This window comes from Halorubrum pallidum, from assembly GCF_055380345.1.
The window spans coordinates 1,415,021-1,432,533 of the sequence record NZ_AP043945.1; the positions used below are offsets into that span (position 1 = coordinate 1,415,021).

General features: G+C 70.0%; 21 protein-coding genes. 8 read left to right on the forward strand and 13 right to left on the reverse strand.

What is annotated here, in order from left to right:
• Positions 1–73: 73 nt before the first annotated feature.
• From ACZ45C_RS08945 to ACZ45C_RS08955, 3 genes are all read left to right on the forward strand, one after another.
• On the forward strand, positions 74–673 hold the full coding sequence (locus tag ACZ45C_RS08945) for a helix-turn-helix domain-containing protein (protein WP_460558598.1): 600 nt from the start codon (positions 74–76) through the stop codon (positions 671–673).
• Between the two features lie 80 nt (positions 674–753).
• Positions 754–1,248: a phosphopantetheine adenylyltransferase gene (locus ACZ45C_RS08950; protein ID WP_460558600.1), complete on the forward strand. Its 495-nt coding sequence runs from the start codon at positions 754–756 to the stop codon at positions 1,246–1,248.
• Positions 1,245–1,778 carry a hypothetical protein gene (locus tag ACZ45C_RS08955; RefSeq protein ID WP_460558602.1) on the forward strand — a complete coding sequence of 178 codons (534 nt, stop codon included), beginning with the start codon at positions 1,245–1,247 and terminating at the stop codon, positions 1,776–1,778. The genes ACZ45C_RS08950 and ACZ45C_RS08955 overlap by 4 nt, the downstream gene beginning before the upstream one ends.
• 47 nt (positions 1,779–1,825) lie before the next feature.
• Here ACZ45C_RS08955 and ACZ45C_RS08960 read toward each other — a convergent pair whose 3' ends face one another.
• The 5 genes from ACZ45C_RS08960 to ACZ45C_RS08980 all read right to left on the reverse strand — a co-directional run bounded on the left by ACZ45C_RS08960 (position 1,826) and on the right by ACZ45C_RS08980 (position 4,980).
• Positions 1,826–3,289 (reverse strand): FAD-dependent oxidoreductase, encoded by a 1,464-nt coding sequence (locus ACZ45C_RS08960; protein WP_460558603.1) that lies wholly within the window; start codon positions 3,287–3,289, stop codon positions 1,826–1,828.
• A 61-nt stretch (positions 3,290–3,350) separates the two neighbouring features.
• The gene (locus ACZ45C_RS08965; RefSeq protein ID WP_460558605.1) at positions 3,351–3,821 is read right to left on the reverse strand and encodes an RNA-binding protein; all 471 of its coding nucleotides are present in this window, start codon (positions 3,819–3,821) and stop codon (positions 3,351–3,353) included.
• 24 nt (positions 3,822–3,845) lie between these two features.
• Entirely contained in the window at positions 3,846–4,034 is a 189-nt protein-coding gene (locus ACZ45C_RS08970) for a DUF1918 domain-containing protein (protein WP_460558607.1), read from the reverse strand.
• Positions 4,035–4,134: 100 nt separating this feature from the next.
• Complete coding sequence (locus ACZ45C_RS08975; RefSeq protein ID WP_460558609.1) at positions 4,135–4,719, reverse strand: DUF7524 family protein; 585 nt, start codon at positions 4,717–4,719, stop codon at positions 4,135–4,137.
• 66 nt (positions 4,720–4,785) lie between these two features.
• Entirely contained in the window at positions 4,786–4,980 is a 195-nt protein-coding gene (locus tag ACZ45C_RS08980) for a methytransferase partner Trm112 (protein WP_460558611.1), read from the reverse strand.
• Positions 4,981–5,156: 176 nt separating this feature from the next.
• On the opposite strand from ACZ45C_RS08980, the gene ACZ45C_RS08985 reads away from it, so the two are divergent.
• Positions 5,157–5,435: a ribonuclease P protein component 4 gene (locus ACZ45C_RS08985; RefSeq protein ID WP_460558614.1), complete on the forward strand. Its 279-nt coding sequence runs from the start codon at positions 5,157–5,159 to the stop codon at positions 5,433–5,435.
• A gap of 18 nt (positions 5,436–5,453) precedes the next feature.
• Here ACZ45C_RS08985 and ACZ45C_RS08990 read toward each other — a convergent pair whose 3' ends face one another.
• From ACZ45C_RS08990 to ACZ45C_RS09000, 3 genes are all read right to left on the reverse strand, one after another.
• Positions 5,454–5,912 carry a DUF5799 family protein gene (locus ACZ45C_RS08990; RefSeq protein WP_460558616.1) on the reverse strand — a complete coding sequence of 153 codons (459 nt, stop codon included), beginning with the start codon at positions 5,910–5,912 and terminating at the stop codon, positions 5,454–5,456.
• Between the two features lie 80 nt (positions 5,913–5,992).
• Positions 5,993–7,144, reverse strand: a complete 1,152-nt coding sequence (locus tag ACZ45C_RS08995) for a mandelate racemase/muconate lactonizing enzyme family protein (RefSeq protein WP_460558618.1) — start codon at positions 7,142–7,144, stop codon at positions 5,993–5,995.
• Positions 7,141–8,070 (reverse strand): 1,4-dihydroxy-2-naphthoate polyprenyltransferase, encoded by a 930-nt coding sequence (locus tag ACZ45C_RS09000; RefSeq protein ID WP_460558620.1) that lies wholly within the window; start codon positions 8,068–8,070, stop codon positions 7,141–7,143. Before ACZ45C_RS09000 ends, ACZ45C_RS08995 begins: the two co-directional genes overlap by 4 nt.
• A 129-nt stretch (positions 8,071–8,199) precedes the next feature.
• On the opposite strand from ACZ45C_RS09000, the gene ACZ45C_RS09005 reads away from it, so the two are divergent.
• The 3 genes from ACZ45C_RS09005 (at position 8,200) to ACZ45C_RS09015 (ending at position 9,663) form a co-directional block, all read left to right on the forward strand.
• A complete protein-coding gene (locus ACZ45C_RS09005; protein ID WP_460558622.1) occupies positions 8,200–8,742 on the forward strand; it encodes a carboxymuconolactone decarboxylase family protein in 543 nt (180 codons plus the stop codon).
• 124 nt (positions 8,743–8,866) lie between these two features.
• Positions 8,867–9,145, forward strand: a complete 279-nt coding sequence (locus ACZ45C_RS09010; RefSeq protein ID WP_460558624.1) for a DUF7111 family protein — start codon at positions 8,867–8,869, stop codon at positions 9,143–9,145.
• 44 nt (positions 9,146–9,189) lie between these two features.
• A complete protein-coding gene (locus tag ACZ45C_RS09015; RefSeq protein WP_460558626.1) occupies positions 9,190–9,663 on the forward strand; it encodes a VOC family protein in 474 nt (157 codons plus the stop codon).
• A 41-nt stretch (positions 9,664–9,704) separates the two neighbouring features.
• On the opposite strand, the gene metG is transcribed toward ACZ45C_RS09015, so the two are convergent.
• From metG to dcd, 3 genes are read right to left on the reverse strand one after another with little or no spacing between them, the layout of a single operon-like run.
• Positions 9,705–11,810 carry a methionine--tRNA ligase gene (gene metG / locus ACZ45C_RS09020; RefSeq protein WP_460558628.1) on the reverse strand — a complete coding sequence of 702 codons (2,106 nt, stop codon included), beginning with the start codon at positions 11,808–11,810 and terminating at the stop codon, positions 9,705–9,707.
• Between the two features lie 60 nt (positions 11,811–11,870).
• The gene (locus tag ACZ45C_RS09025) at positions 11,871–12,779 is read right to left on the reverse strand and encodes a thiamine-phosphate synthase family protein (RefSeq protein ID WP_460558630.1); all 909 of its coding nucleotides are present in this window, start codon (positions 12,777–12,779) and stop codon (positions 11,871–11,873) included.
• On the reverse strand, positions 12,776–13,381 hold the full coding sequence (dcd, locus tag ACZ45C_RS09030) for a dCTP deaminase (protein WP_460558632.1): 606 nt from the start codon (positions 13,379–13,381) through the stop codon (positions 12,776–12,778). Before dcd ends, ACZ45C_RS09025 begins: the two co-directional genes overlap by 4 nt.
• Positions 13,382–13,497: 116 nt before the next feature.
• Between dcd and ACZ45C_RS09035 the strand changes: the two genes are divergently transcribed.
• Positions 13,498–14,637 (forward strand): thiamine pyrophosphate-dependent dehydrogenase E1 component subunit alpha, encoded by a 1,140-nt coding sequence (locus tag ACZ45C_RS09035; RefSeq protein WP_460558634.1) that lies wholly within the window; start codon positions 13,498–13,500, stop codon positions 14,635–14,637.
• Between the two features lie 21 nt (positions 14,638–14,658).
• Here ACZ45C_RS09035 and ACZ45C_RS09040 read toward each other — a convergent pair whose 3' ends face one another.
• Both ACZ45C_RS09040 and ACZ45C_RS09045 read right to left on the reverse strand, forming a co-directional pair.
• Entirely contained in the window at positions 14,659–15,981 is a 1,323-nt protein-coding gene (locus ACZ45C_RS09040) for an NAD(P)/FAD-dependent oxidoreductase (protein WP_460558636.1), read from the reverse strand.
• A gap of 71 nt (positions 15,982–16,052) precedes the next feature.
• Entirely contained in the window at positions 16,053–17,501 is a 1,449-nt protein-coding gene (locus ACZ45C_RS09045) for a CRTAC1 family protein (RefSeq protein WP_460558638.1), read from the reverse strand.
• Positions 17,502–17,513: the final 12 nt, after the last annotated feature.

The following is a 17,513-nucleotide window of genomic DNA, read 5'->3' on the forward strand; positions in this document are numbered from 1 at the left end:
GCCGACTCGACCAGTTCCGTCGCCGCAGAAACGACGAGAAACCCTTTTGAGCGAGCGGACCCCAGATTCGGGTATGACCACGGACGACGCTGACAGCGAGGGCTCCCCGACGGAACGCACCCGCGAGGAGCTTCGTAAGACGAAAGAGCGACTCGGCGAGGGCGCGGACAAGGCGGTTCGGGAGTTCGACGACAACGTCGTCGATCTCCTCTCGTGGCTGTTGGACACGGAGACGCGCGCGCGGATCTACGTCTTCCTCCGCGACAATCCGCAGAGCACGAGCGACGAGATCGCGGACGGAACCGGGCTCTACCCGAGCACGGTCCGTGAGGCGCTCGCCGAACTCCACGGCGAGGGGACCGTCGAACGCGATAAACGCGAGGCGAGCGGGGCCGGCAACAACCCCTACGAATACGAGGCCATCGCTCCGAGCGAACTGGTCCGCGGCGTCGTCGGCGACGTCCAGCAGGAGCTGAACGCCGTGTTCAACCTCGATCGGCGACTCGGCGGTGAGGCTCCCGAGGGTGACGCAGACCCCGTCCGGATCTCGGTCGGCGATGCGGACGACGCGGACGAGGACGCCGCGGACGAGGAGACGACGGGCGGATCTGACACCGATGGAGCGTCCGCGGATGAGCCGGACGCAGACGCCGACGGCGACGCCGAGCGGTAACCGCTTCTGACGGAGCGGGTCGATCCAACGGCGACTCTCGCTTCGGGACCATTTAAGTTCCGGCCGCGCAACCAGTGGACATGAACGTCGCGCTGGGGGGTACGTTCGATCCCGTTCACGACGGCCATCGGAAGCTGTTCGAACGGGCGTTCGAACTGGGGGACGTCACCGTGGGACTCACGTCCGACGAGCTCGCGCCGAAGACCCGACACGTCGAGCGGTACGTCCGTCCGTACGACCGGCGGAAGCGCGACCTCGAGGCCGAACTCGCGCCGCGCGCGGAGAAGTACGGCCGCGAGTACGCGATCCGCGAACTGACCGAACCGACCGGCATCGCCGTCGAACCGGAGTTCGACGCGCTCATCGTCTCGCCCGAGACGAGAGACGGCGGGAAGCGCATCAACGAGATCCGCGCCGAGCGGGGGCACGACCCCTTGGATGTCGTCATCGTCGACCACGTCGAGGCCGACGACGGCGAACGCATCTCCTCGACGCGGATCGTCGCCGGCGAGATCGACGAACACGGCACCCTCACTCCCGACCGAGAGGGCCGAGGGGCGACGCCCCCCGAATGACGGACGACTCGGACGCCTCCCGACTCACACGCGTCCTCCTCGGGAGCGCGGGGTTCGAGCGCGCCACCGTCTGGAGCGCCGCCGGCTTCGGCGTCTCGTACGTCGCCTTCGATATCGCCGCGGTCGCGGTCGACGGTCTCGCCGCGCTCGGCGTCGCGTCGTCGGCCGCCGCCGGCGTGACGACCCCGTCAGTCGCCACCGTCGTCACGGCGGTGACCGCGGTGGGAGTCGCCGCCTTCGGTGCGACCGGCGGCGGCGTCCTCCCCGGCACGATACTCGCCTACGGCCCCCTCGCGGCCGCGCTCCTCAGAACGCTCGGACCGGCGCCGTACGCGCTCTCTCTCGATGAGGGGTTCGCGGTCGCGCTCGGTGTGTCGCTCGCGGTCGCCGTCGCGGCTGCGGTCGCGCTCGGCGTCGTCGGCTCCGGTCTCGGTCGCGCCCTCGTCGGAGTCAAAACGGCTGCTGACGGAGGGTCCGACTCCCCGTCGACCGACGGGTCAGACGCGGGGGGCGCGACCGCGGACGACTGAACTCGGGGCGGCTATCGGCCCACGTTTGGCGCTCTCGACGGACCTCTCTACGCTACGCTTCCGTTGAGCACCTTCGCCGCGACGAGTATCGGGTCCCACACGGGGCTGAAGGGCGGGGCGTACGCCAGGTCCAGTCGCTCCACGTCACCGACCGTCATGTCCGCTTCGAGCGCCGTCGCGACCGTGTCTATTCGGACCGCGGCCCGGTCTGGTCCGGCGATGCTTCCGCCGAGCAGGCGTCCGGTGTCGCGGTCGGCGACGAGCGTCACGTCGGTCTCTGCTGCGCCGGGGTAGTACCCGGACCGCGAGCCCGCGGTCACCGTCTCGCGGACCGGGTCGAACCCGGCCTCGCGGGCCGCCGCGTCGTCGAGGATCCCCGCGCGGCCGGCCTCCATGTCGAACGCCTTCACGACGGCGGTGGCGGCGATGTCGCCGACCGGCGTGGGGTCGCCGGCGACGGTCGCGCCGACGGCCCGGCCGGCCCGGTTCGCGGTGAGTCCGAGCGGCATCCACGCGTCTTCGCCCGTGACCGCGTGGCGCGCGGTCGCGCAGTCGCCGGCGGCGTACACGTCCGTGAGATTCGTGCGTCCGTACTCGTCGGTGCGGACCGCACCGCCCTCGCCGAGGTCGACGCCGGTGCCGTCGAGCAGGTCGGCGTTCGGCCGGATCCCCACGCCGACTATCGCCATGTCGACCGCGAGCGTCTGGACATCGGTTCGGTCGGCCCCTTCGTCCCCCCCGTCCTCATCGCCGAACGCGATCGCCTCGATCCGATCGTCGCCGACGATCGACTCGACGGGCGCGTTCGTGTGGACCGTCACTCCTCGGTCTGCGAGCGCCGCCTCGACGCGTTCGCCGACGGCCGCACCGAAGTCCGAGAGGAGGTGGTCGGAGCGGTGGAAGAGGTGAACGTCGAGCCCGCGTCCAACGAGCGCCTCGGCGGTCTCGACGCCGACGTACCCGCCGCCGACGATCGCGACGGTCTCGGGTGCGGTCATCGCGGCGTTTCGCTCGACGCGCTCGCGATCGACGGCGCTCACGTCCGCGCGTTCGGGGTCGTACGCGTCCGGTTCGGCGACGTACGCGTCGATCGCGGCCGCGGCGTCCATGTCGTGGAGGGTGAACGCGCCGTCGAGCCCGCGCACGTCGAAGGGCCCCGTCGTCGCCCGCCCGCCCGTGGCCACGAGCAGGTCGCCGTACGGCTGCTCGAACCGGTCGCCTTCGACGGTCTCGACGGCGACCGTCTTCGCGTCGGGGTCGACCGCGACCACCTCGCAGTCCCGCCGGAGGTCGATCCCCCGCTCGTCGACCTCGCTCGGCGACAGCGACAGCAGGTTCGACATGCGCTCGACGCGTCCCTCGATGAAGTACGGCATCCCGCAGTAGGCGTACGAGATCCACCGCCCCTTCTCGAAGACGACGACCTCGCGGTCGGGGGCCGTCCGGCGGAACTTGCTGGCGGCGCTCAGGCCGGCCGCGTCCGCACCGACGACGACGAACGGATCGCTCATGGTCCGACGAACGGCGGGTGTGCCCAAAAACCCACGGCGGTCTGACGCTCCCGTCGTCCGATCAGGTGTCGTCGGGATCGGCGCCGGCCGCGCCGATCGGATCGTCAGCCAATCGCGACAGCGTCTCGCGAGCGTTCTCGACGGCGGCGGGCTGTTTCGCCGGGTACGCCTCGACCTTCGCCCGGACGGTGATTCCGGGGCCGAGCCGGACCTCGCCGCGGAACGCGGCCTGCTTGTCGACGCGCAAGAAGAGCGCGCAGTTGTCGTCGACGCGGTCGTCGAGCTCGTCGATCACGCGCTCGACGTCGTCGAGGTCAGCGAGCGCGTCGAGCACGTGACGCATTCCGTCGGCGTTCTCGATGCGCGCGGAGAGCACGACGATGCGGTCGCCGTGATGGCCGACGTTTTCGACCCGGTCGATCTCGGCGTCGTCCGGGAGAAACGTGCGGAGGGCGTCTGCGACCCGCTTCTCGTCCTCGGTGGCGTACGCGAACGCACGGAGATCGACGTAGTGGAACGGGACTGTGGGCATTGCGGGGTAAAACGGTGAGAAGCGTTACTCGTCGCTCTCGACGGCGTCGAGGGCGTCTTCGGGAACGCCGGTCTCCTGACCGTCCTCGAAGCTGACGGTGTAGGTCGCGTCGCCGAACATCGTCTCCATGACCTGCGTGATCGTGCCCGTCTCGCCGTCGTACTCGCTGTGTTTGTCGTGGAGCACGACCTCGTCTTCCTTCTCGAAGCTCATGCGTCTTCGTTCCGCTGGAACGGTTAAAAGCGCGCGGATCCCGACCGACCACGGCGTCGGTGCTCGGTGGTCGTCACCGCACTCCGCGCGGCGATCGCCGTTACCACACCGCAAGCAACGCGGCCGTCACAGACACCGCGATGACGACGCCGACCGCGACGGAGACGATCACACTGTCGACGGCGAACGCGATCGCGACGCCCGCCACGACGGCGACGAGCGAGAGGAGGGCCGCGGGCACGCCTCCGCGCTCGACGAGCCGATCGAGCGCGTTCGCGACTCGCTGGCGGAACGGCACCTCCGGCGGACGCTCCGGCGGCTTCGTGAACGTCTCGTCGACCGCGACGGCGTCTCCGTCGGTCTCGGTCGGCGGATCGATCTGCACGTCGATGTACCGCGTCTCCGAGCCGTATCCCGTGACGATCTTCAGCTTTCCGCGAACCGGCTCACGGATATCGGCGGCGACGGAGACGTGGACGTGTCTCGTCGCCTCGTCGTCGACGAAGTGATTCGCTTCGTCGACCGACGCGACCCGATCGAGGTCGTCGTCGAAGTGAATGTGGACGTGCGTCGAGCGGCCTCGGTTCTCGAACGTTATCGCGAACGGACCGCTCGCCGTGAATCGGTCCGGAGCCCGGATCGCGTGGACCGCATCTCCGTTCAGTTCGACGACGAGGTTCGGCACGTGTGGCCCGACGGACTCACACTAAAAAAAGATGCAGTACGATTCGGACCGGGCGACGCCCTCGATTCAGGCGGCCGCCTCGTCTCGCATGTCCGGCGGCAGGAGGTTCGGGATCCCGTCTTCTATCGGGTACGTCTCCCCGCACTCGGTACACGTGAGCGTCCCGCTGAGAATCTCCGTGCCGTCCCGATCGTCGACATCGAGGTCCAAGTCGGCCTTGTCGAGCGGACAACAGACGACGTCCATTAGGGATTCCTTCATGTTGCTCGCTTCGCGTGCGTCAGTAAAAAACCGTGCGGGTCGGGCGGCGAGACGAGGGCGGGTCGAGTGAACCGGGTCACTCCCGCGAGCAGTCGATCGCGACGAGCAGTTCTCGCGAGCGGTCCCGGCGTCGACCGATGACAACGATTTTGCCGGTTCGTCCCGCCGAGCGACGTATGGGGATCCCGTCGGAACGGATCGAGCGGCTGTTCACGCTGGCACGCGAGGCCGTCGTCGACGACGAGTACGACCGGGCCCGAGAGTACGTGGCGCTCGCGCGCCGGATCGCGGAGCGGAACCGGTGTGGCCTCCCCGCCGCCGTCTCACGGCGCACCTGCGACGACTGCGACGTGTACCTGCGACCGGGCAAGACGAGCCGCGTCAGGCTCGGGCCGAGCCGCGTCGTCGTCCGCTGTCGCGAGTGCGGGTCGACCGCGCGGTACCCGTACGACTGAGAGCGGTCGCGCCGACGATCACTCCGCGTACGCGACGCGGACCTGCTTCCATTTGCCGACCTCCTCCAGGTGCGCCTGCAGTTCGTCGGCGTACTCCTGAACGAGCCGCTCGGCCGCGTCGAGTTCCTCGTCTGACACCCCGTCGTCACCGCCCTCGCCGAGACCGAGCGCGCCCTTGATCGAATCGACGAGGCCGCCACCCGATCCGCTGCCTCCGTCCGACCCTCCGGTAGCACCACCCATCGCGGCGACCTGCGACCTGACGTTTTCCAACTCCGGCATGATCGTCGGGAGGTTCGACGTGTCGGCGACCAGACGGGCCTCGTCCGGGTCGTCGGGGTTCTCGATTTCGAAGTCGACGGCGGTCATGATGAGTCCCCACTCCTGGCTGGAAAATCTCGAGGCGGCCACGCGCTCGTTGAACTGGGAGTCGACGGTCATTCGCTCGCCGACGATCGCGTCTGTCCAATCGCTCATACGCGGCCGTTCGGCGGTCGCGAGTAAAAGCCCGTCCCCGCGGCCCTCCTCTCAACCGCCGCGAATATGAAAGCCGCCGACTACCTGAGCGCGTCGAACGCGCCGCCCGCCAGCCCCGGACCGTTCGGTACCGCGATCTCCCCGTCGACGACCGGACACGGGTCGGCGGCGAGATCGGCGGCGAGGAGCGACCCGGTCGCGAGGCCACAGGGCGACACGTCGGGGATCGCGGCCGCGACGTGGACCGCTGCGGTCCGGGCGACGACCGCGTCGATCGTCGTGGTGACGACCGGATCGACCCCGGCCGCGCGCGCCCTGAGAGCCGCCGACAGCGCTCGGTCGGGACCGCCGAGCGCCATCGGTTTTACCACGACTACGTCGGCCGCGCGAGCGTCGAGGACTGCGTCGAGACCGTGCTCCGAAAGCGACTCGTCGAGGGCGATCGGCACCGTCGCGTCCGCCCGGAGGCGAGCCGCGCCGTCGAGGTCGGCGGCGGGGAGCGGCTGCTCGACGTACGCGAGGTCCAGCGGCGCGAACCGATCGAGCGCCTCGCGCGCCGTCCGCCGGTCCCACGCGCCGTTCGCGTCGGCCCGGAGCGCGACCGCGTCACCGACGGCGTCCCTGACCGCCCGGAGCCTCGCCGCGTCCGCGTCCACCGACCGCACGCCGACCTTCACCTTGAGACAGCCGAACCCCCCGTCGACGGCGCGGACCGCGGCCGACGCTGACGCGTCCGGGTCGACGTCGCCGATCGTCGCGTTGACCGGCACGCGCTCGCTCGGCGGCGAAAGGTCGCGGTTCGAGACGAGTTCCGCCGACAGCGACCGCCCTGCGTCGCGGGCCGCGGCGTCACCGAGCGCGAGCGCGAGCCCGTGACGCGCCGCCGGCACGTCGCCCGGATCGAGGCGAGCCAGCGCGTCGGCGGCAAGCGTCTGGCTGGCGGGCTCCTCGACGCCGGACTCGGCGGCGTCGGACTCCGCGACGTCGGCTTCGACACCGACGGTTCCAGCGTCGGCGACGCCCACGCGGCGGAGCGCGGACGCACACGCCGACAGCGACTCGGTCCAGCCGGGCAACGGCGTCGCCTCGCCGATCCCCGTCGACGCCGGGGAGTCCGGCTCGTCGACGTCGACGGAGACGAGGAACCCCTCGCGCTCGCGGATCGGTCCGCGGGCGGTGTCGAGCGGGCTCGCCAGTTCGAGCGCGAACGGGCGCAGCGACGCCCGGGTCACAGCGCGATCCCGACGGCGAACGCGACGGCGTACGCCGCGAGGAGCTTCCCGGTCGATTCCAGCGCCGGGTTGAGCGCGCCGCCGGTCGTCTCCGTCAGGACGGTTCGGGCGACGGCGACGGCGAGCGGAAGGGTGACGAGCGGGAGGAGCGCGGTGACCCCGCGTCCGGTCGCGACGAACCAGAACGGGACGAGGTACGCGAGCGCGAGGAGCGCGCAGAACTGCGCGCGCGAGAACCGGTAGCCGAACCGCACCGCGAGGGTCCGTTTCCCCGTCTCGGCGTCCTCCTTGAGGTCGCGGACGTTGTTGACGACGAGGATGTTCGTCGAGAGCGCGGCGACCGGGAGGCTGGCGACGACCGCGGTCGGCGAGACGGTGCCGGGCGGGATCCACAGCGGGAACGCGCCGGCGGCGAGCGCCGCGGCCTGCACGTAGTAGGTGCCGGTGACGGCGATCACGCCGAAGAAGACGAACACGAACAGGTCGCCGAGCCCGTGGTAGCCGAGCGGGTACGGCCCGCCCGTGTAGGCGATGCCGGCGGCGACGGACGCGAGCCCGATCGCGAGGATAGGGACGCCGCCGACGGCGACGAGGTACGTCCCGACGGCGATCGCGGTCGCGAACGTGAGCCACATCGCCCGCTTCACCTCGCGGGGCTCGATGAGTCCGCTCGCGACCACGCGAGTGAACCCCTCGCGGTCGTCGGTGTCCGCGCCCTGAATCGCGTCGTAGTAGTCGTTCGCGAAGTTCGTCCCCACCTGGATCAGCGCCGCGCCGACGAGCGCCGCCACGGCGGGAAGCGGAGCGAACACGCCGGCGTCGACAGCGAGTCCGACGCCGACGATCACGGGCGCGGCCGCCGCGGGAAGCGTCTGCGGCCGCGCGGCGATCAGCCACGCCCGCCGCCGCGAGACTTCGGTACTCATTGCGCGTGATTGGGTCGGTTCGCCCCTTAAGGTTACCATCGCGGGGTCGGCGGTGCGGCCTCCGCCAGCGGTCTCGGCCAATGCCACCGAGGCACACACAGCTTTCACCCTGTGTCGCGACGACGGCACATGGCTCGCGTACCCTACGCCGACGCGTCTGACGTTCCGGACGAACACGAAGACCTGTTGCGGTCGTCGCTGCAGGACAGACCGCTGCACGTCTACGAGTCGATCGGAAACAACCCCGCGGTGCTCGCCGGACTCCGGTCGTTCTTCGGGTCGCTGTGGACGGACAGCGGACTCACGGACCGGGAGCGGGAACTCGTGATCCTCGCGGTCGCCGCCGAGGGCCGGAACCGGTACGAGTGGCACCAGCACGTCAACATCGCTCGCGGCGTCGGCATCAGCGACGGCGACATCGCCGCGGTCGGACGCGGCGATCACGCGTCGCTCGACGACGACGAGGCGACGCTTCTGGAGTACGCGCTGGCGGTGGTCCGCGGAGAGGTCGACGCGATCTGCCACGCCGAGATCGCCGCGCAGTACGGTGACGACGCGATCGTCGGGATCACCGCCATCGCGGGGGCCTACGGCGCGCTCGGGCAGATGATCGACGCCTTCGACCTCGAGTTGGAGGGAGACACGTCGTTTCACGGCTGGGACCCGCGGTAGCAGCGACGCGGCGGTCGTGGCCTCGCCGCTGTCGTCCGCACGGGACTGACGGTCGGGGTCGGCCGGACCGCGCACCTGCGCATGGAACCGATAGATACGACAGCGTTCGGTCCGTTCCGTGCGTATGAGCGACGCGACAGCCGCGGAGGCGAACGGAATCACCGCGCGCTACGAGGAGTCGGACGGCGAGCGGCTGCTCACGTTTTCCGCCGACGGCGGGACCGCAACGGTCGCCCAGAACCTCGACGGCTACGCGATGTTGAAGGTCCGGACCGGCCTGAACGGGGACGAACTGGAGCGGTACTACGGCTTCGACATGGCGCTCGATCACGCCGCGGAGATGCTCGGCGTCTCGGTCGCCGATCTGCCCGTTCCCGCCGCCGCCGCCGACATGGGGATGTAGCGCGGGTCGACACCGTTTTTTCGACGGTCGCCGATCTGTCGTCCGTGTCAGACTCACCCCCAGCGTCGGACCCACCACCCGCATCCGACTCACCACCAGCGTCGGACCCGACCGCACACCACGTCGGCGTCACCGTCTCGGATCTCGATCGCGCGATCGAGTTTTACACCGACACGTTCGGGCTCGACGTCGTCGCCGAGTTCTCGGTGGGCGGTGAGGCCTTCGCGGAGGCGGTCGACGTCGACGGCGCGTCCGCGGCGTTCGCGCATCTCGACGCCGACGGCGCGATCGTCGAACTCGTAGAGTACGACCCGCGAGGAGAACCGAAGCCCGATCCCGAACTGAACCGACCTGGCGCTATCCATCTCGGACTCTCCGTCGACGACGTCGAGGCCTTCTACGCCGACCTCGACGAGGAGGTGACGACGCTTTCCCCGCCGCGGACCACGTCGAGCGGCACGACGATCCTGTTCGTCGTCGACCCCGACGGGAACCCGATCGAAGTGCTCGACGCCTGAGGCTGGCGACCCGGTGTCAGGCTCGGTCTCCGGACCGCGCCTCACTTCACCTTCGTTCCCGGGGCGGCGTCCTCGTAGGTCGTCAGGAGGTCGGCCTCCTCGCCCGCCGCGAGCACCATCCCATTCGACTCGACGCCGAACAGCTCCGCCTTCTCCATGTTCGCGAGGACGATGACCTTCGTGTCGGGCAGGTCATCGACGTCGTGAAGCTGTTTGAGTCCGGCGACGATCGTCCGCGTCTCCGCGCCGAGGTCGACGCGGAGCCTGAGGAGGTCGTCCGCGCCTTCGATGCCCTCGGCCTCGTCGATCCGGCCCACCCGGATGTCGAGTTCTTGGAACTGATCGAAGCCGATGCGGTCGTCGCTGAGGGGTTCGATATCGGTCATGTCGTCGTTTTCGTCGTCGCCGCCGTCTCCGCCCTCCTCGCCTTCGTCGTCGTCCTCCGCCTCGGCGACTCGCGATTCGAGCTTCTCGTTCAACGCCTCGACGCGCTCGTCTTCGATCTGCTCGAACAGCTCGGTCGGCTCCGCGAGGTCGCCCGCGGGCCCCTCACGAGCGACCTCGACAGTGACCTCGTGGACGGAGCCGTCTTCGCCGAGCTGCGCCCAGAGGCGCTCGCACTTCTCGGGGGCGATCGGCTCGAAGAGGACCGCGATCGCTTTCGCAAGCGCGACGCAGTCGTGGATGACCTGTGCGGCCGCCTCGGGCTCGTCATCGACGAGCTTCCACGGCTCGTTCCGCTGGATGTACTCGTTGCCGAAGCGGGCGAGATCGGTGACGGCGTCGCCGAGCGCGCGCACGGAGTAGTCGTTGACGGCGGCCTCCACGTCGGCGACCGCCTCGTCGATCCGCTCCGCCACGTCGTCGCTCGTCGCGTCCGCGATCGGGGCCTCGTCGTAGTTGCGGTGTGCGAACAGCAGCGAGCGGTAGAGGAAGTTGCCGACGGTCCCGACGAGTTCGGTGTTCACGCGGTCGGCGAACTTCTCCCACGAGAAGTCAACGTCCTGCTGGAACCCGCCGTTGGTCGCGAGGTAGTAGCGCAGCGGATCGGGGTGAAAGCCCTCCGCTAAGTACTCGTCGGCCCAGACGGCGCGGTCGCGGCTCGTGGAAAAGCCCTTGCCGCCGAGGGTGACGAACCCGCTCGCCATCACTGCGCGCGGCTCGGCGTGAGCCGTCGCCTCCAGCATGGCGGGCCAGAATATCGTGTGGTGCTGGATGATGTCGCGGCCGATCACGTGGACGATCTCGCCGCCCTCAGGGTGGTCGTCGCTCGCGTTCTCCTTCCACGCCGCCTCCCAGTCGAAGGCGTCCGACCCCACGCGCTCCGTGTACTGTTTCGTCGAGGAGATATACTCGATCGGGGCGTCGACCCAGACGTATAAGACGAGGTCCTGCGGGTTCTCTCCCGGGTAGTCGATCCCCCAGTCCATATCGCGGGTGATACACCAGTCCTGGAGCCCCTGCTCGATCCACTCGCGAGGCTGGTTCCGCGCGTTCGAGGTTCCCTCCAGTCGGTCGAGGAAGTCGGAGAGGTACTCGGAGAACTCCGAGACCTCGAAGAACTTGTGGGTGCGCTCGCGGTACTCCGCGGGGTTACCGGTGATCGTCGACTCTGGGTCCTCGACCTCGCCGGGTTCGAGGTGGCGCTGACACCCCTCGTCGCACTCGTCGCCGCGGGCGTGCGCGCCGCAGTACGGACAGGTGCCCTCGACGTACCGGTCGGGGAGGTACTGGTCGTCGACGGGGTCGTACGCGACCATGATCTCCTTCTCGTAGAGGTGGCCGTTCTCGTCGAGGTCGCGCACTAACTGCTGTGTCAACTCCGTGTTCGTCTCGTCGTGGGTGTGGCCGTAGTTGTCGAACTCGACGTTGAACTTCGGGAACGTCTCGGCGTACGTCTCGTGCCAGTCGAGCGCGAACGCCTCGGGCGAGACGCCCTCCTTCTCGGCGTTGACCGCGACTGGCGTGCCGTGCATGTCCGAGCCGGAGACGAACGCGGTCTCCTGTCCGAGTCGGTCGAGCGCGCGGCTGTACACGTCGCCGCCGACGTAGGTGCGGAGGTGGCCGATGTGGAGGTCGCCGTTGGCGTACGGCAGTCCACAGGTCACCACCGCCGGACGGTCTGTGGGGAAGTCGTCGTGGCTCATGTAGTGGGCGTATGTCGCGTATCGGTCGATCGGGCCTAAAGCCCGCTGGTTCGCCGGCGGTCACAACAGCCCGCGAACGACTCGCGCCGCGTCGGCGGCGGTCGGCGCGAGCACGTAGACGATCGGCTCGACCCCGACGGCACCGGTTTGATAGCAGACGATCGTCCCGTCGTCGTCGGGGAGGTCGGCGGCCGCGACCGCGTCGGCGACCGCCTCGCGCGTCGGTCGTTCCGGATCGAACTCGACCGTGGGGTACGAGTCGGCGAGCGTCTCGACGGTCTCGGGGTCATATCGGAGGTTCACCGCGCCGCGAACGGTCGATCCGGCCTCGCGCGCGGCCAAAAGGACGCTCGCGACGTGCTCGCTCACGCCGAACTCGGGCTCGCCCGGGACCATCGCCTGCCCCTTCACGTCGACGAGCCGACCGGGGACGGCGGCGACGTCGTCGACAGTCGCCGCGTCGTCGAGACACTCCACGACGTTCGCGCCGACGTTCGGGATCAGACCGGCGAACCCCGAGGCGTTCGTCAGGGTGCGGAGCCCGCGACGGACCGATCCGAGGACTCGCTCGCGTTCGCGGAGCCCGCTGTCCGGGTCGTGGACGGAGAACTCGACGTCGGCGTCCGAGAGCGCCGGCATCGCCTCCTCGTGGAGGTCGGCGAGGAGATCTCCCTCTTCGAGCCGGCGGATCAGCACCTCGATCTCGACGAGCGCGGCGACGGGCGTGAGATCGCCGGCGGCGAGCCCCTCGCCGACGCGGTCGACGAGGCCGCGGACGCGGTCGTCGGCGACGACGCGCTCGTGGCGAGCGACCTCGCCGTGCGCGTACTTCGAGACCGCCGACTGGGAGATACCGAGGGCGTCTGCCACCTCTCGCTGCGTGAACCCCCGCTCGCGGAGGTCCTCGGCGAGCATCGAGCGCACGGTGGGAAGGAACTCGTCGACGACGACCTCCTCGATGAACTTCATCTGGTCTCGTCCTCCGAACCGTCCCCCGCGAACTCCGGATCATCGCCGATCCGCGAGGCCTGCGGCCCGTCCTGATTCTGGTACTTGGACCCCCGCTCGGCCCCGTACGGCCTGTCGGCCGGCGATTTGAGTTCCGTGAACGTGAGCTGTGAGACGCGCATTCCCGGTGAGAGGGCGACGGGGGCGGTCCCGAGATTCGAGAGTTCGAGGGTGATCTGCCCCTCGTATCCGGGGTCACAGAGTCCCGCGGTCGCGTGGACGACGATCGCCAGCCGGCCGAGCGACGAGCGACCCTCGACGTGTGCGACGAGGTCGTCCGGAATTGTTACGCGCTCGACGGTCGTGCCCAACACGAAGTCGCCGGGGTGGAGGATGAACTCGTCGCCCTCCTCGACGGTCGTCTCCGTGACGTACTCGCCGACCTCGTCGGCCTCCGTCGGGTGGATACACGGGATGTTGGTCCGCTGGAACTCCAAGAATCGCCCGCCGAGACGGAGGTCGACGCTGGCCGGCTGGACCTGTTGGTCCACGTCGTCGAGCGGCTCGATCGCGAGGTCCCCGTCCGCGAGCCGGGAGAGGATGTCCGCGTCCGATAAGATCATGTCGGGAGAGAGTGCGCGGTCGGTATAAATCCTCCAAAAGCGCGCCGCCGGATCGACAGCCACCGTCCCTCCGTTCGACCGCTAACTCCTTTGACCTCGGCGCACACCGATCCGCCATGGACGAACACGGGACCGATCCGCTCGCCGACGAGGACGTGGTCCGGGTGCTCGACGCGGACGGGCGTCCGCTTCCGGACGCGACCGTTCCCGACCTCTCGGACGACCGGTTTCGCGCGATCTACCGCGACCTGGTCGTCACCCGGCGGTTCGACGAGCGCGCGGTCAGTCTCCAGCGACAGGGCCGGATCGGGACGTACGCGCCCTGTGCGGGACAAGAAGGTTCCGCCGTCGGGTCGACACACGCCCTCGCGGACCGCGATCTGATAAGCTACCAGTACCGCGAGCACGGCGCGATCGTCGCCCGCGACCTGCTCACGGAGTACCTCCCCTACTGGATGGGCCACGAGGTCGGCACGGAGCTGATCGCCGCGGGCAACGTCTTCCCGCTGAACATCGGCATCGGTGCGCACCTGCCGCACGCCGTCGGCGCGGCGTGGGCGTTCGACTACCGCGGCGAGGACCGCGTCGCGGCCTGCCATTTCGGGGGCGGCGCGACGAGCGAGGGCGACTTCCACGAGGCGCTGAACTTCGCCGGCGTGTTCGACACGCCCACGCTGTTCTGCTGTCACGCCAACGGCTGGGCAATCTCGATCCCCGAGTCGGACCAGACCGCGAGCGAGACATTTGCACAGAAGGCGGTCGCCTACGGCTTCGACGGCGTCCGCGTCGACGGGATGGACCCGCTCGCGAGCTACGCGGTCACGCGGGAGGCGGCGAAGCGAGCACGGGGCAGCGGCGACGGGTCGGGAGGTGGCGGATCCGGCGACGCGTCTCCTCGTCCCGCGCTGATCGAGTTCGTCGAGTACCGGTTCGGCGCGCACACGACCGCCGACGACCCGACCGTCTACCGCGACGAAGCGGAGGTCGATCCTTGGCGAGCGCTCGACCCGCTCGACCGGATGGAGACGTTCCTCCGCGAGACGGGACGGATCGACGACGAGGGCGTCGCGGCGATCCACGACGAGGCGGACGAGGTTGTCGCCGACGCCATCGACGCCGCGGAGTCGATCGAGGCCGACCCCGCGGACATGTTCGATCACGCCTACGCCGAACTCCCGCCGGAGGTCCGCCGCCAGCGCGACGAGCTGCTCGCCGCCGTCGACGAACACGGTGAAGACGCGTTCTCGCGTGAGTGAGACGTAGCGAGCGGAGGTTGTCTACAGATACGCCCGCGCCGCCTCGGCGGCCGTCGTCCCGCTCTCTAGGGCCCCTTGGATCGACGACCACTCCGTGTAGTCGCCGGCGAGCACGACCGGACCCTCCGGGTCGTCCGCGTCCGGCAGCGTCGCGTGCACGCCCGGCGGCTGCGCGAACTGCGCGAACCGGATGCGGTGGACGTCGACGGTCTCAAGCGCCGAGACGTCCTCGTCCGGAAACCACGCGCTCAGCGCGTCGCGGACGTCGTCGCGGAGCGCGTCCGCGGGACGGTGGAGGGGTTCGTCGCCGAGGAACGTCGCCGCGAGCAGCGCCCGACCGTCGGGCGCGTACTCGGGCGCGACCGTCGACATCGGGACGACCGCGTTCGGCGAGTCACCGGCGGCGTTGAGCAGGATCCGCCTCCCAGTCTCCGGGGCCGCGTCCGCGGGCAGCGCGTACCAGCCGGTGACGCTCGGGGCGCCCTCGGTGGGTATCGCGTCGACGCCCGTGAGCCGGCGCGCCTCCGGGGGTGACGCAGCCACCACGACGGTATCCGTCTCGCGCGCGGACCCGTCGGCGAGTTCGACGACCGCGCGGTCGGCGTCTGACAAGCCTCCCCGAAACGGGAGCCGCCCGCCGCCCGCGATCCGAACCGACTCGACGGTCGCGCCGGTCCGTATCTCGACGCCCGCCGACCGGGCGCGCTCTGCGAGCGCCTTCGGAAGCGCCGCCATCCCCGCGGCCGGAACGCCGATCGCACCGCGGCTCATCGCGCGGAACGTGTACTCGAAGACGTGCTTCGAGGTCGACAGCGTGCGATCGAGAGTGATCCCGCCGTAGAAGGGTCCGACGAAGTTCGCGAGGTACTCGTCGGCGAACCCCCAGTCCCGGAGGTACTCGCGGATGGACGCGTCCGGCCCCGAAAAGAAGTCGGCCGCGTCCCGCCGGTTGAGGTCGTACCGGAGAGCGAGCGTCCGGAGCTTGTCCGAGAACGACACCTCGTCGTTTCGCAGCGATGCGAGCGCGTGTCGGGGGTCCCGAATCGGGTCGGAGAGCACCGAGTGAGACCCCGGTCGGCAGATCGTCGCGCCGGGAGCGAACCGGCGGAGGTCGAGACCGTCGAGACCGTCGGGGTCGAGCACGCGTTCGGCGGCCGGATAGCTCGTGAAGAGCACCTGAAAGCCGTGGTCGATCGTGAACCCGTCGACCGTCTCGGTCCGCACCCGTCCTCCGACCTCCGAGCGGCGTTCGAAAAGCGTCACGTCTGCGCCCGCGTCAGCGAGCCGCGCCGCCGCGACGAGCCCGCTTAGCCCGCCGCCGACGACGGTGGCGTCTCCGTCCATACGGATCCATCGGGTCGAGAGTTTATAAGCGCCGGCGGGTCAGAGCGAACGAACCGGTCGCCGCCACGGAGTCACCGTCCGGCCGACGACTCCCCGCTCGGCTCCCGGACCCGTTGTGCCGCGGCTCGGTTCGACGGGTGCTCGATCGGTATCGACGCGTTCGTCGGGACGTCGGTCAGCGCCCGTTCGCGGCCGTCGGGCCAGCGGACGGTGACGCTGACCGGTGTCGCATCGCCGAGGCCGAAGTGCGCCACCGGCTCGGTCTGACAGAGACAGCCGCCACCGGCGTCGACCGCGCGGCGCTGGGTCCCGTCCGTCGTGTCGAGAGTGACGACCGCCCCGCGGGCGGGCGCTCCGTACCGGGTCGACGGTCGGATCCGGAGCCAGTCGGCGTCTCCGGCGTCGGGGTGGCGGTACACGGTGATCGGCTGTGCGGCGACCTCGCCGTGAACGACGACCAGTTCGAGGACGCCGTCGCCGTCGAGGTCCGCGGCGACCGCCCCGGTCCCGAAACCGTCCGGCTCGGCGGCGGGTCCGGGGTCGATGCGCCGCCAGCGCGCGTCGTGGTCGTCGGCGGCGCGCCCGTCGATCCGATCGTCAACGCGCTCGTAGAGCCGGTTCGGTTCGCCCGCGGCGTTGTAAAACAGCTCCTCGCGGCCGTCGTTGTCGAAGTCGGCTGCAACGACCGTTCGAACCCGCTGAGGCCCGCGAAGCGGACCCGTCGCCACGTCGGAAAACGCTCCGGACTCCGTCCGGCGGAGGAGCCGGTTCGGCCCCCTTTCGTTGCCGATGGCGAACGAGAACGTCCCGCCCTCGTCGACGAGGGCGGCACCGCGGGTGTCGCCCTCGGGATCCGCGAGCGCCGGGACGTCACCCGAACCGTCGTAGTGACCCCCCTCGTTCCGGAACAGCCGGTTCGCTCCGCGCTCGACGCCGGCGAACAGGTCCCCCTCGCCGGAGCAGTCGGGGACCGCGAGAAGCGAGCGACAGCCGCCCTCGACCGTGAGGCCGACGGCCTCGGCCATGTCGGTTATCTCGCCGTCGTCGCCGAGTTCGTAGAACGCGAGCGGAGCGGCGTACCCGGAGACAGCCACGCCGTACCGCCCCGTTCCGAGTCGATCGAGCGCGGCCACCGACCGGCCCGCGCGAACGTCGAGCCGGTCCGCGTTCACATCGAGCGCGAACACGTCTGTCCAGCGGAACCGGTCCGATTCCAGCCGGCTCAAAAGCAGGTCGGGGTCGCCGCCGTCGACTCCCCTCGCGCAGTTGTGAAGGTACACCTCCTCGCAGCCGTCTGCGTCGAGGTCGGCGGCGCAGACGCCCATGCCGTGGCGGGTCCCGTCGGCGACGATACCGCAGGCCGTGTCGACGAATCGGTCTCCGTCGCGGGCGTACAGGCGGTTCGGTTCGCCGTAGCCGGCGACGAACAGGAGCGGCCCCTCCCGGCCCGGCGTCACCGCGATGCCGTAGCCGCGAAGTGGGTCGTCGTCCGCGAGGAGGTCCGACCGCTCCGTGAACATGACCGTCCGTCA